The following is a 12,490-nucleotide window of genomic DNA, read 5'->3' on the forward strand; positions in this document are numbered from 1 at the left end:
GGTCGAGGACGGATCGCACCACGGCGTACCCGAAGCCGAGTAGGGCGCCGAGCAGCGCACCGAGCAGGACGTTGCGGCCGACCTGCGGGCTGACGGGGGTGGTGGGCAGCTGGGCGGACGCGGAGACCTCGATCCGCATGCCGAGGTTGGTGGTCTCACCGTTGCCGTCCTGGCCCGTCCCGGTGACGGGAGTGGTGGCGCCCTCGATGTCCGCGACGCGCTGCGCGAGCGCCTTCACCCATGCGTCGGCGAGCTGCTGGGCCCCCTCTGGGGTGCCGTCGCGCGCGGTGATCACGATGAGGACGGTGTCCGGCGTCTGGGCGGCGTCGATGTTGGCGGCCAGCGACTCCGGGGACTGCTCGAGGCCGAGCTCCTCGGCGACGATGCTGGCGGTCGCACGGTCCTTGGCGAGCGCGACGTACGAGGCGGCGCGCGACTTGGAGAGCGTGTCGTTGAGATTGGCCAGGCCCGCGTCCCCGCCGGACCCGGAGGTCACGAACCCGCTCGAGCTGGCCTCGTACACCTTCGGCTGCAGGCTGGACCAGCCGAACGCCAGCGCGGCGACGACGACCACGCAGACGGCCACGGCCATCCAGTGGTTGCGCAGGATGCGGAGGTAGTCAGCCAGTTCCACGGGTTCTCCATCACGTCGTTGAGTCGCGGGCTTCGGACGTCGCCGCCTCCCTCGGTGCGCACAGCAACCCTGCCGAGGCTTCGCGGCTCACCGCGCGCAGCATAGTTCTTGCGCCGACCCCACGCGCGGGATCCGGATCAGGCGAGATGGCCCACGGGTGGAAACGGTGCCTCGCCGGGGCCTCGGCTACTCGGCGTCGGTGAGCACCAGCACGCCGTGCGCGGCCAGCTCGCCGGCCTGTTCGGCGACGATGTCTCGCGGGTCGAGCGGCTCCTCCGGAGACCCGAACGCGTCGACGGCCGCTGCGGCGACCTCGTCGAGCGTCACGCTCGCGCCCTCGGGGACGGCCTCGAGGATGACGCTGCCCATCGGGGAGAGCGTGATGACGTTGGACCCCACGAAGACGGCGGTCCGCTGGCCGTCGGACCAGGTGTCCGCCAGGGCGGCTCGGCGCAGGATCATGAGCGCTCCTCCGAGAGCAGGACGCGGATCAGGGGGAGCAGGGTCGCGGCCTCGGCGTACTTGATGCGCTTGACGCCGCCGGTGGACTCGAAGACGTCCGCGAGGCGGTGCAGCGGCTTCTCCGTACGGGCGAGGGCGGAGGCCTGCGGCGCGATCAGCGCGAAGGCGTCGACCGTGTGCACGTGCTCGACCGTGGGGTGGCCGGTGTGGCCGGGGTCGCGCTCGAGGTGGAGGACGGTCTTGACGCGGCCGTCGACGTGGTCGAGGCGCAGGCCGAGGTCGCTGGGCGCGACCTGCGCCTTGACGTGGTCCTCGCCGACGAGCGAGAGGGGCTTGCGGTAGCGGGCGACCCGGCCGTCGGTGTCGATGCCGGCGGTCTCGTCGCTGAGGTAGACCAGGTCCTTGCCCAGCGCGATGGAGGCGGTGGTCTTGCCGGTTCCGGACGCGGCGACGAGGACGGCGGCGGCGCCGGTCTCGGGGTCGGCGAGCGCGGCGGCGTGCAGCAGGACGAGCTCGCCGGCGCGGGCGTCGAGGGCGGCGATGGTGACGGCCGGGGAGAGGCGGTGCAGCACGTCGCGCACGTCGGCTCCGGTGACGTCGGTCCCGTCCGCAGCCCCGTCGGCCAGGGCCACGGTCAGGGTGCGGCGGTGACGCTCGTCGTCCTTGGCGACCTCGGTGAGGGCGTCACGCCACGCGTCGCGTACGGCCGAGGCCAGCTCGTCGCCGGCGACCTCGAGGGTGATGAGGACGTCGAGGGCCTCGACGTGCAACGTGTGTGCGGACATGCCGCACACACTAGGCGGCCGGGGAGGGCGACGTGACCTTGTGCTCGCGTTCTGTGGACGTGGCGGGCGTCTCGGGCGCGTAGCCGTACCCGTATCCGTACGGGTCGGCGCCGAAGCGCGGGGAGACGAAGTGCGTGGCGCTCGAGGTATGCAGCGGCGTCGCCCGCCAGGCGAGGGCGGCGTCGCGACGTGGGGCAGGTCACCCGCGCCGCAGGCGGGGGGTGCGCGCGGGCAGCGCCTTCCGCGCCCGCCCCCAGGCGTCGGCCGCGCGCCGGGCGAGAACCCGAGGGGCTGCGACGTACGCGTGGGGGGAACGCTCCTGCGAGGTGAACTTGGCGAGGAAGACGGCGGAGGAGAGTTGCCGCCGCAGGTCGGCAGGGCTGCGGTGGGCGCGCAGGCCGATGCTCGCCCCGGAGAGGAGCGAGGCTCCCGGGATGCGCGAGGTCGTCGGTGGCACGTGCACCCCCTGCGCCGTACGCGCCGCGGCGGTCGCCTCGTCGGCCTCGGCCCGGGCGTGGCCCACGACCGCAGGGAGACCGGGCCCGAGGTCGAGCATCTGCGCGGCGACGCCGACGGTGACACGTTCCCCGTGGCTGAAGGGGCGGTCGGCCGACGCCCAGGTGCGCGGGTCGCGCAGCAGCACGGCGACGTCGTACAGCCCGCGCAGGTAGCGGCGGTCGTCGGTGGTGGCGTGCGCGGCGGAGTGGCGCAGCGCGTCGTACCGGTTGAGGGTCGCCACCGGGTGCCCGAGGACGGTGACGGTCTCCCGGCGTGCCCACAGCGCGTCGAAGTCGCCGTACGAGTCGCGGCTCGCGACGAGGTGCCAGTGCAGGTCGACCATGTGGCCGTCGCGGACGAGGGGGATCTCGTACGCCGTGCGCACCAGGTGGCGCCACGCCCAGGACGGCCCGGGCGTGGGGAACGCGGACATGATCTTCCAGCCCAGCCCCTGCAGCACGCCGAGGGCCGCCTCGACGTCGGCGGGGGCCACCAGGAGGTCGTGGTCGCCGGTGCCGCGGGCCGACTCGTCGCCGTGGGCCTGCACGGCCAGCGCGATGCCCTTGAAGGCCATCGCCCGGACCCCGGCCCGGTCCAGCGCGGAGAGGGCCTCGGTCAGCTCGCCGGCGAGGACGTGGACGGTGGCCGTCTCGTTGCGGTGCCGTGCCTCGAGGCCGGCGCGTGCCTCGACGGGCAGGTCGAGGGTGTCGCCGACGAGCGCGAGGGCGCTGCTGACCCGGTGCCGCTGGGCGGCGGCGACGAACTCCGCGGGCGTCACGCCGTCCGGCAGTGTCCACGGCTCGGGCGCGTCGGAGGCGCCGTCGGCGGCAGCACGAGCCAGGGCGTGCCGCAGGGCCGCGCGTACGGCGTCGGCCGCCGGTGTCGTGAGGGCGGCGGCGTGGACCGCGTCGGAGCGTGCGAGCACGCCGTGCGCCAGGAGCGTCTCCACCTGGTCGCGGGCGAGGTCCTCCGCGCTGTGCGGTGCGGGCGGTTCGCCGTACTCCTCGACGAGCGCGGTGACGACGGTGTCGAGGCCCGCCTCCCCGTCCTCGGGCACGGCGAGCAGGATGGTCGTGGCGAGCTCGGAGAGGACGACGACCTGGTCGGACACGAGGACCGCCGAGCGTCCGTCCTCCTCGTAGACGTCGCGCAGGTGGGAGCGTCGCAGCATCACGCGGCGTCACCCCGGACACGATCCGTGCGCGCGCAGGTGGCGTCCGCCCCCGTGTGGTCCCCGGCCATGGACGGCACAGTAGTTGCCCACCCCGCACGCCACGACGCGTCTCGGGGAAGTGTGCTGTCCGTGAGCGCCCCGAGGGGGTCGCGCGACGTGATCCGGCGTGCCACCATGCGCCCATGCTGCAACGTGCGGCCCGTGGGGCACTCGCGCTGACGATGCTCGTCATCGCCGCGATCCTGCTCCAGTCGGGGGCGCCGGTCGCGACGGGAGTGGTCGGCTCGGCGGCGCACGTTCTGCAGGAGCTGGGCGTGCCGTTGTGGGCCTCCTCGCAGCGCCGCGTGGAGTTCGTCCTCAATGTGGGCATGTTCGCTGTGCCCGCAGCACTCGGCGTGATCGGCTTCCCGCGGCACCCGTGGGCCAACTGGGTCGTGTACGGCTTCGGCGTCTCGGTCGTGGCCGAGCTCCTGCAGCTCGAGGTGGTGCCGGGGCGTTCGGCGCAGTTCGAGGACGTGGTGGCCAACACGGGCGGCGCCCTGCTCGGGGTGGGGACGGGCGTCCTCCTGCGACGGTGGGCTGGCCGGTACCAGGAACGTGACAAGGGTCGCGCCACCCCCAAACTGTGGAACCCCCAGCAGAAATCCGGCGGGAGAGGCATGCTTGGCTGGCTGTTTGGCGAGCACGGACATGGGGGATCGATGAGCGAGGCCGACGTGAGTGGTGGGCGTGACCGGTGGTTCGCCAATCTGGTCCGCAGCCGACGCGTGTGGGTGATGGCCGCGTTCGACGCCGCCGCAATCGCGGTGGCTTACTCCGGCTTCGCGCTGGCGCGCTACGCCGAGATCGAGATCTCCTGGTTCCGCGCGGTCCTCGTCGTGCTGGCCGTCATCGCGACCCACGTCGGACTGGGGATCTGGCTGAAGGTGTACCGCGGGCGCTGGGAGGTCGGCAGCTCCGCAGAGACGCTGGCCCTGGCGTGCATGTCGCTCGCCGGTCTGGCGGTGGCCGAGCTGGTCACCTTCTTCGGTTTCGCCCAGGGCCTGTCCCGGTCGGTGCCGGTGGCGGCCGCTCTGGGGTCGTTCGCGCTGATGATGCTGGCCCGCGCGCAGTGGCGCGTCTACGTCCGCGGCTTCGACTACGTGGCCTCCGAGGACGCCCGCCGGACCCTCGTGGTCGGCGCCGACAAGCGGGCCCGCCAGCTGGTGCTCACGATGCGCACCGATGCGACCTCCCCGTACGAGCCCGTCGGGATGGTCGACGACGACCCGTGGCGCCGGCACCTGTCGGACCACGGCGTGCGCGTCCTCGGGACCACCTCTGACCTGGCCCGCGTCTGCGAGCAGCACGACGTCGAGGTGGTCGTGGTCGCCGACTCGGGCATCGGCAAGGAGGCGCTGGGCGAGGTGTCCCGGCAGGCCGCCGAGCTGGGGGTGCCGGTCAAGGTACTGCCCCGTGTGGGTGAGCTCCTCGACAGCCGCGTGACCATCCGCGACGTGCGCGACATCAACATGGCCGACCTGCTGGGTCGCGGGCAGGTCGACACCGACCTCGATGCGATCAGCCACTTCCTGACCGGCAAGAAGGTCCTGGTGACCGGTGCCGGCGGGTCGATCGGCAGCGAGCTGTGCCGTCAGCTGAGCGGCTGGGACATCGCCGAGCTGATGATGCTGGACCGCGACGAGTCGGCGCTGCACGGCGTGCAACTCTCCATCTCCGGGCACGGGCTGCTGGACACCAAGGACGTCATCCTCTGCGACATCCGTGACGCGGATGCCCTCCTGGAGATCTTCGAGGACCGTCGCCCCGACGTGGTCTTCCACGCCGCCGCCCTCAAGCACCTGCCGATGCTGCAGCAGTACCCGGCCGAGGCCCACAAGACCAACGTGCTGGGCACCATCAACGTGCTCGCCGCGGCGAACGCGATCGACGTGGAGCACTTCGTCAACATCTCCACCGACAAGGCGGCCGATCCCACCAGCGTGCTGGGTCTGTCGAAGCGGGTCGCGGAGCGCGCCACCGCTGACGTCGCGACGAACGCGACGGGGTCGTACATCTCGGTCCGGTTCGGCAACGTGCTGGGGTCGCGCGGCTCCGTGCTGACGGCGTGGACGTCGCAGATCGCGGCCGGCGGTCCGGTGACGGTGACCCACCCCGACATGACGCGCTACTTCATGACGATCGCGGAGGCCTGCCAGCTGGTGCTGCAGGCGGGCGCGATCGGGCGCGACGGCGAGGTGCTGATCCTCGACATGGGGCAGCCGATGCGCATCGACGACGTCGCCAAGCAGCTCATCGCGCAGTCCGGGCAGCAGATCGACATCGTGTACACGGGTCTGCGCGAGGGCGAGAAGCTCGATGAGATCCTGATCGCCGGTGGCGAGGCGGACAGTCGTCCGTTCCACCCGCTCATCACCCACGTGGACGTGCCGCCGCTGTCGCCGGAGGTCCCGATGTCCCTGACGGAGCCGACGTCGAAGGAGCACATGGTGAACGTGCTCCGCGACTGGGTCCACCTGCCTCATCACGCACAGGTCCCGCAGTAGCGGACCGCCCCTGATCTCGGCCCCGCGTGGGGACTGCCACCTCTTCATCTAGGAGTTATTCGTGTCGACGAAGGTTGACCCGTCCGCGACCGTTCTCGTCACGGGAGGCACGGGGTCCTTCGGGTCCACCATGGTGCGCCGCCTGCTCGCGCAGGGGGTCTCCGAGGTGCGGATCCTGAGCCGCGACGAGCTCAAGCAGGACGACATGCGGCGCGCGCTGGGCGACGACCGGGTGCGCTTCTACATCGGCGACGTGCGCGACTACGACTCGGTCGACCGTGCCACCCGCGGCGTGGACTACGTGTTCCACGCGGCCGCGCTCAAGCAGGTCCCGAGCTGCGAGTTCTTCCCGCTGGAAGCCGTGAAGACCAATGTGCTGGGCTCGGCGAACGTGATCGAGGCGAGCAACGCCAACGAGGTCCGCTCGCTGGTCTGCCTGGGCACCGACAAGGCGGCGTACCCGGTCAACGCGATGGGGCTGTCGAAGGCGATGATGGAGAAGGTCGCCCAGGCCTTCGCCCGTAACAACCCGACGGCGCACACGGTCGTCTCGACGGTCCGGTACGGCAACGTGATGTGCTCGCGCGGCTCGGTGATCCCGCTGTTCGTGGAGCAGCTCAGGCAGGGACGCCCGCTGACGCTCACCGATCCCAACATGACCCGCTTCCTGATGTCCCTGGACGAGGCGGTGCTGCTGGTGGAGCACGCCTTCGAGCACGCCGCCCCCGGCGACCTGTTCATCCGCAAGGCGCCGGCCTCCACCGTGGAGGTGCTGGCGCGTGCGGTGGCCAAGGCGATGGGGGTGGAGCCCGAGCTGCAGGTCATCGGCACCCGCCACGGCGAGAAGCTGTACGAGACGCTCGCGACGCGTGAGGAGCTGGCCCGTTCGGAGGACCAGGGCGACTACTTCCGGGTGGCGGTCGACGCGCGCGACCTCAACTACGGCCAGTACTTCGACGAGGGCGACGAGCAGGAGTCGGAGATCGACGACTACCACTCGCACAACACCGAGCGTCTCGACGTGGACGGCGTCGTGGAGCTCCTCAACGGTCTCCCGGCCTTCCGGGCGCTGCTGGCCTCTGCGTGATGCTGCCCTTCGTCGTCTCCCTGGTCACCTGCCTGGTCCTGACCGGCCTGCTGGTCCCCGTCCTGCGCCGCGCGCAGTTCATGGACGTCCCCAACCACCGGTCGTCCCACTCCCGGCCGGTCCCGCGGGGCGGCGGTCTGGCCGTGGTGCTGACCCTGGTGGTGGCCCTGCTGGTCTTCGGTCGTGAGGGCGACGCGTGGCCGGTGGTGCTGGGCGCGATGCTGGTGATGGCCGGCGTCGGTCTGGCCGACGACCTGTGGAGCCTGGGCAGCGGCGTACGGCTGGCCCTGCAGATCGCCGCGGGGGTCGCGCTGGCTGCGTGGGCGGTCCACTCGGGGGTCTCCCTGTGGTGGGCGCCGGTGCTGGTGGTCGGCGTGGCCGGCTACATCAACGCGTTCAACTTCATGGACGGCGTCAACGGCATCTCGGGGCTGACGGCGGGTGTCGTCGGCGCCTGGTGGTGGGTGGTCGGTGCGCGCGAGGAGCTCGGCCTCGTCACGGTCCTGGGCGCCGCCCTGCTGGGTGCCTCGCTCGGCTTCCTGCCGTGGAACGCGCCCCGCGCGCGGGTCTTCCTGGGCGACGTGGGCAGCTACGGCATCGGTCTCGTGGTGGTCGCCCTGTCCGTCGTGGCGTGGGTCGGCGGCGTCGGCCCCCTGGCCGCGGCCGCCCCGCTCGTCGTCTACTGCGCCGACACCGGCTGGGTGCTGGTGAAGCGCGCCCGTGGTGGACGCTCGCTCACCGAGGCGCACCGCGAGCACGTGTACCAGCGGCTGACCGACCACGGCTGGCCGCACCTGGCGTCGGCGGCCTTCTGCGCGCTGGCGGTGGCGGCGGTCTGCGCCGCCTCGCTGCTGTCGGACGGGTCGCAGCTGCTGGCGGTGGCGGCGGGACTGGTGGCGGTCGCGGTCTACCTGGTCGCGCCGGCAGTCGTCGTACGGAAGGGTGGGGCGGCGTGAAGCTCGCGTTCGTGACGCAGTGGTACGACCCGGAGGTCGGTTCGGCGGCCATCCCGGGCGCGATCGTGCGCGCGTTGAAGGCGCGCGGCCACGACGTCGAGGTCGTGACCGGGTTCCCCAACTACCCCACGGGCGAGGTGTACGAGGGCTACCGGGTCAAGCCGTACAGCCGGGAGACCTTGCGCGGGGTGACCGTGCACCGGGTGCCGCTGTTCGCCAGCCACGACGACTCGGCCGCGCGCCGCATCCTCAACTTCCTCAGCTTCATGGTCTCGGCGAGCACGCTGGGTGCGTTCCTTGCGCGCCGCGCCGACGCGGCGCTGGTGTACTCCACGCCGGGCACGGTCGGGGCCGCGGGCTGGGTGCTGCGTCGTGTCTTCGGCACCCCGTTCGTGCTGTACGTGCAGGACGTGTGGCCCGACACCGTCACGGCGACCGGCATGATGCCGGCGCGCCTGGTGCGGCCGAGCGAGTGGATCCTGCACCGGTTCTGCAACGCCGTGTACCGCTCGGCCGCCCACATCGCCGTGATCTCCCCGGGGATGAAGGACCTGCTGGTCGAGCGCGGGGTGCGGCCCGAGGACGTGACGGTCGTGCACAACTGGATCGACGAGGACGTCTTCCACCCGGCGCCGCGGCGGCCCCGGCGTGAGGGTGCCCTCGAGGTGATGTACGCCGGCAACCTCGGCGACGTGCAGGGGCTGGACACGGCCGTACGGGCGGTGGCGAAGGCTCGTACGTCGGTGGACGTGACGCTGCGGATGATCGGGAGCGGCGTGGCCGAGGAGTCGCTGCGGCGGCTGGCCGCGGAGCTGGGAGTCAGCGACCACGTGCGGTTCGAGGGGTCGCGGACGCTCGCGGAGATGGCCGGCGTCCTGGCGGACGCGGACGTGCAGCTGGTCTGCCTCAAGGACGACCCGCTGTTCCACCTGACGATGCCGAGCAAGATCCAGGCGATCCTGGCGAGCGGACGCCCCTTGATCACCTCGGCACCCGGTGACGCGGCGCGGCTGACGGACGAGTCCGGGGCCGGGTGGAGCGCGGCGGCCGGTGACGCGGACGCCCTCGCGGCGCTCTTCGTACGGGCCAGCGGACTGTCGCAGACCGAGCTGGACGAGCTGGGCGCCGCAGGGCGTCGGTTCTACGAGACCCGCTTGGGCGCGTCGGTGGGCGCCGCCGGGCTGGAGAAGGCGTTGCAGGACGCGGCCGCGACGGGGAGGGCATGACGGTGCGGGTCGCGTTGCTGGGGGCCAGCGGCTTCGTCGGTTCGGAGGTCCGTACGGCCCTGGAACCGCGGGCCGAGGTGGTGGTCGTGGCCGCACCGCGTCTGAGCAGCACCGCGCGGACGTCGCAGGAGGTCTTTGCCCTCGCCGCGGACCACGAGGCGGTCGCCGCGCTGGCAGAGGCGTTCGACGGCGTGGACGTGGTCGTGAACGCGGCGGGCAACCCGGACGCGTCGTCGCTGGAGGAGGACGCCCTCTTCGGCGCGAACGCACTGCTCCCGGCGGTCGTGGTCGAGGCGGCCGGCCGGGCCGGGGTGCGCCGGGTGGTGCACGTGAGCTCGGCGGTGGTCCAGAACGACAAGCCGGTCCTCGACGACACCGAGGACCTGCGCCCCTTCTCGCCGTACTCGGCGTCGAAGGTGCTGGGCGAGGTCGTGGTGCGTGAGGCGGTGTCCGAGGTGGAGCGCGTGCGCTACCGGCCTCCGTCGGTGCACGCCCCGCAGCGGCGGGTGACGCGGATGATCCGGCGGATCGCGACGTCCCCGGCGGCGACGGTGGCTGCGCCGGGGGACCAGCTCACCCCGCAGGCGTTGCTGCCCAACGTGGCTGCGGCGGTCGCCGAGCTGGCGGTCCGCGAGGGTGCGCTGCCGGCGGTGGTGCACCACCCGTCGGAGGGTGTGACGGTGACGTCGTTGATGACGGACCTGTCGGGTGGGCGTCGTCCGCGGCGCATACCGCGGGCGCTGGCCCGGGCGCTCGTGGCGCTGGCCAAGCTGGCGGGCCGGGTCCACCGGCCGACGGCGGCCAACGCCCGTCGGGTCGAGCTGTTGTGGCTGGGCCAGGAGCAGGCGCCGAGCTGGCTGACGGTGCAGGGCTGGTCGGTGCCGGTGGGACACGAGGGCTGGCGGGCGCTGGCGTCGGAGGAGGAGCAGTGAAGGTCGCGATCACCGGGGGCTTCGGCTTCCTCGGTTGGCACACGGCGTGCCGTCTGCGGGCGGTGCACGGCGTCGAGGCCGTACGCCTGGGGCGTGACGACTTCGCCGACCCGCAGCGCCTCGCGGCCGCCCTGGCCGACGTCGACACGGTGCTGCACGTGGCCGGGGTCAACCGGGCCGACTCCGACGAGGCCGTCGAGCGGGGCAACGTGGAGCTGGCGGAGACGCTGGCCGCGGCGCTGACCGCGTCGGGGAGTCCGGTGGACGTGGTCTTCGCGAACTCCGTCCAGGCCGACCTCGACAACCCGTACGGCCGGGGCAAGGCGCGTGCGGCGGAGGTGCTGGCCGAGGTGGTGCGCACGGGTGGCGGTCACTTCGCGGACCTGCTGCTCCCCAACCTGTACGGCGAGCACGGGCGACCGGGCTACAACTCGTTCGTGGCGACGTTCGCGCACGAGGTGGCGGCCGGGCGCGTGCCCACGGTGAGCGGCGACCGGGAGATCCCGCTCCTGCACGCCCAGGACGCGGCGGCCGCGCTGATCGCGGCCGTCGGCACCGACGTTCGCGAGGTCGTGGCGGCCGAGCCGGTCGGGATCAGCCGGGTGCTGGAGCTGTTCGGGGAGTTCCATGCGCTGTACCGCGAGCGTGGCGAGGTGCCGGACATCTCGACCCCACTGCGGCGCAACCTGTTCAACACCTACCGGGCGGCGGCGTTCCCGGAGATGTGGCCGCTGTCGCCCCAGGTGCACGCCGACAATCGTGGCGACCTGTTCGAGACGGTCCGCGCGCACGGCGGCACGGGGATGGCGTTCATGTCGACGACGCTGCCGGGCCAGAAGCGCGGCGAGCACTACCACCTGCACAAGGTGGAGCGGTTCTTCGTGGTGAAGGGCGAGGCGGAGATCGAGCTGCGCCGGCTGTTCCACGACGAGGTCGTCCGTTTCCGTCTGAGCGGGGACACGCCATCATTTGTCGACATGCCGACCCTGTGGGTGCACAACATCCGTAATGTCGGCGACACCGAGCTGGTCACGATGTTCTGGGCGGACCAGCTGCTCGACCCCGTCAACCCGGACCAGTACCCCGAGACGATCGCCCAGGAGGCATCCGCATGAAGGTCATGACTGTCGTCGGCACGCGCCCGGAGATCATCCGGCTGGCGCGGGTGATCGACCGTCTGGACTCGACGCCGGGCATCGAGCACGTGCTGGTGCACACGGGGCAGAACTACGACTACTCGCTCAACCAGGTCTTCTTCGACGACCTCGGCCTGCGGGCCCCCGACCACTACCTCGGTGTCGACACCAGCTCGCTGGGCGCCGTCCTCGGCGGTGTCCTCGTCGGTACGGAGAAGGTGCTGCTGGAGGAAAAGCCGGACGCCCTGCTGGTGCTGGGCGACACGAACTCCTGCATCGCGACGGTGATGGCGAAGCGGATGCGGGTGCCGACCTTCCACATGGAGGCGGGCAACCGGTGCTTCGACGAGAACGTGCCGGAGGAGACGAACCGGCGCCTCGTCGACCACGTCGCCGACTTCAACCTCGCGTACACCGAGCACGCGCGCCGCAACCTTCTCGCCGAGGGGCTGCACCCGCGACGGGTGCTGGTCACGGGCTCGCCGATGCGTGAGGTGCTGGAGACGTTCCGCGACCGCATCGAGGCCTCCGACGCGCTGGAGCGCCTCGGTCTGACCTCGGGGGAGTACTTCCTCGTCAGCGCCCACCGTGAGGAGAACGTCGACCTCCCCGAGCGGCTGCAGAAGCTCCTCGACTGCCTGGTGGCGGTGCGGGAGCAGTACGGCAAGCGGATCGTCGTCTCCACGCACCCCCGCACCCGCAAGCGGCTGGAGGCGCTGGACTCCGACGTCGACCTGTCGGGCATCGACTTCATGGAGCCGTTCGGCTTCCACGACTACAACAAGCTCCAGCTCGAGGCGGCCTGCGTGCTGTCCGACTCGGGCACCATCTCGGAGGAGTCGTCGATCCTGGGCTTCCCGGCGATCACGCTGCGCGACTCGATCGAGCGCCCCGAGGCGCTGGACTCCGGCAACATCATCATGACCGGGCTCGAGGTCGACGACGTCGTCCGCGGAGTCGGCATCGCGATCGCCGACGGCCCCGTCACCTCCTCGCACCCCGCCGGGTACGAGGTGGGCGACACGTCCAACCGGGTCGTGCGGTTCATCGCCTC

The 12,490-nt window shown here is 72.0% G+C and carries 11 protein-coding genes; 7 read left to right on the plus strand and 4 right to left on the minus strand.

The features are described from left to right. The 4 genes from ACI379_RS07640 to ACI379_RS07655 form a co-directional block, all read right to left on the minus strand. Window positions 1-634: YveK family protein (locus ACI379_RS07640; protein ID WP_439791490.1), on the minus strand; the 634-nt coding region annotated here is incomplete at its 3' end. 186 nt (window positions 635-820) lie between these two features. Then, window positions 821-1,096, minus strand: a complete 276-nt coding sequence (locus ACI379_RS07645) for a hypothetical protein (RefSeq protein WP_439791491.1) — start codon at window positions 1,094-1,096, stop codon at window positions 821-823. Next, window positions 1,093-1,881 (minus strand): hypothetical protein, encoded by a 789-nt coding sequence (locus ACI379_RS07650; RefSeq protein ID WP_439791492.1) that lies wholly within the window; start codon window positions 1,879-1,881, stop codon window positions 1,093-1,095. Before ACI379_RS07650 ends, ACI379_RS07645 begins: the two co-directional genes overlap by 4 nt. Window positions 1,882-2,080: 199 nt before the next feature. Further along, a complete protein-coding gene (locus ACI379_RS07655; RefSeq protein ID WP_439791493.1) occupies window positions 2,081-3,550 on the minus strand; it encodes a nucleotidyltransferase family protein in 1,470 nt (489 codons plus the stop codon). 185 nt (window positions 3,551-3,735) lie between these two features. Between ACI379_RS07655 and ACI379_RS07660 the strand changes: the two genes are divergently transcribed. The 7 genes from ACI379_RS07660 to wecB form a co-directional block, all read left to right on the plus strand. Continuing rightward, complete coding sequence (locus ACI379_RS07660; protein WP_439791494.1) at window positions 3,736-6,099, plus strand: polysaccharide biosynthesis protein; 2,364 nt, start codon at window positions 3,736-3,738, stop codon at window positions 6,097-6,099. A 61-nt stretch (window positions 6,100-6,160) separates the two neighbouring features. Beyond that, the gene (locus ACI379_RS07665; RefSeq protein ID WP_439791495.1) at window positions 6,161-7,186 is read left to right on the plus strand and encodes a polysaccharide biosynthesis protein; all 1,026 of its coding nucleotides are present in this window, start codon (window positions 6,161-6,163) and stop codon (window positions 7,184-7,186) included. Then, window positions 7,186-8,142, plus strand: coding sequence for an MraY family glycosyltransferase (locus ACI379_RS07670; RefSeq protein ID WP_439791496.1), 957 nt, complete (start codon window positions 7,186-7,188; stop codon window positions 8,140-8,142). Before ACI379_RS07665 ends, ACI379_RS07670 begins: the two co-directional genes overlap by 1 nt. Further along, window positions 8,139-9,368 (plus strand): glycosyltransferase family 4 protein, encoded by a 1,230-nt coding sequence (locus ACI379_RS07675; protein ID WP_439791497.1) that lies wholly within the window; start codon window positions 8,139-8,141, stop codon window positions 9,366-9,368. Before ACI379_RS07670 ends, ACI379_RS07675 begins: the two co-directional genes overlap by 4 nt. After that, window positions 9,365-10,300: an NAD-dependent epimerase/dehydratase family protein gene (locus ACI379_RS07680; RefSeq protein WP_439791498.1), complete on the plus strand. Its 936-nt coding sequence runs from the start codon at window positions 9,365-9,367 to the stop codon at window positions 10,298-10,300. The genes ACI379_RS07675 and ACI379_RS07680 overlap by 4 nt, the downstream gene beginning before the upstream one ends. After that, window positions 10,297-11,415: a polysaccharide biosynthesis C-terminal domain-containing protein gene (locus ACI379_RS07685; protein WP_439791499.1), complete on the plus strand. Its 1,119-nt coding sequence runs from the start codon at window positions 10,297-10,299 to the stop codon at window positions 11,413-11,415. Before ACI379_RS07680 ends, ACI379_RS07685 begins: the two co-directional genes overlap by 4 nt. Then, the coding region (wecB, locus tag ACI379_RS07690) for a non-hydrolyzing UDP-N-acetylglucosamine 2-epimerase (protein ID WP_439791500.1) at window positions 11,412-12,490 on the plus strand (1,079 nt) is incomplete at its 3' end. The genes ACI379_RS07685 and wecB, both read left to right, overlap by 4 nt.

It is taken from the genome of Nocardioides sp. (genome assembly GCF_051876515.1).
Classification (GTDB): Bacteria; Actinomycetota; Actinomycetes; order Propionibacteriales; family Nocardioidaceae; genus Nocardioides.

Excerpts from the sequence above, each read along its gene's own strand:
- ACI379_RS07660 (WP_439791494.1), top strand. The coding sequence starts at position 3,736 with ATGCTGCAACGTGCGGCCCGTGGGGCACTCGCGCTGACGATGCTCGTC.
- ACI379_RS07650 (WP_439791492.1), bottom strand. The coding sequence starts at position 1,881 with ATGTCCGCACACACGTTGCACGTCGAGGCCCTCGACGTCCTCATCACC.
- ACI379_RS07645 (WP_439791491.1), bottom strand. The coding sequence starts at position 1,096 with ATGATCCTGCGCCGAGCCGCCCTGGCGGACACCTGGTCCGACGGCCAG.
- ACI379_RS07670 (WP_439791496.1), top strand. The coding sequence starts at position 7,186 with ATGCTGCCCTTCGTCGTCTCCCTGGTCACCTGCCTGGTCCTGACCGGC.
- ACI379_RS07680 (WP_439791498.1), top strand. The coding sequence starts at position 9,365 with ATGACGGTGCGGGTCGCGTTGCTGGGGGCCAGCGGCTTCGTCGGTTCG.
- ACI379_RS07655 (WP_439791493.1), bottom strand. The coding sequence starts at position 3,550 with ATGCTGCGACGCTCCCACCTGCGCGACGTCTACGAGGAGGACGGACGC.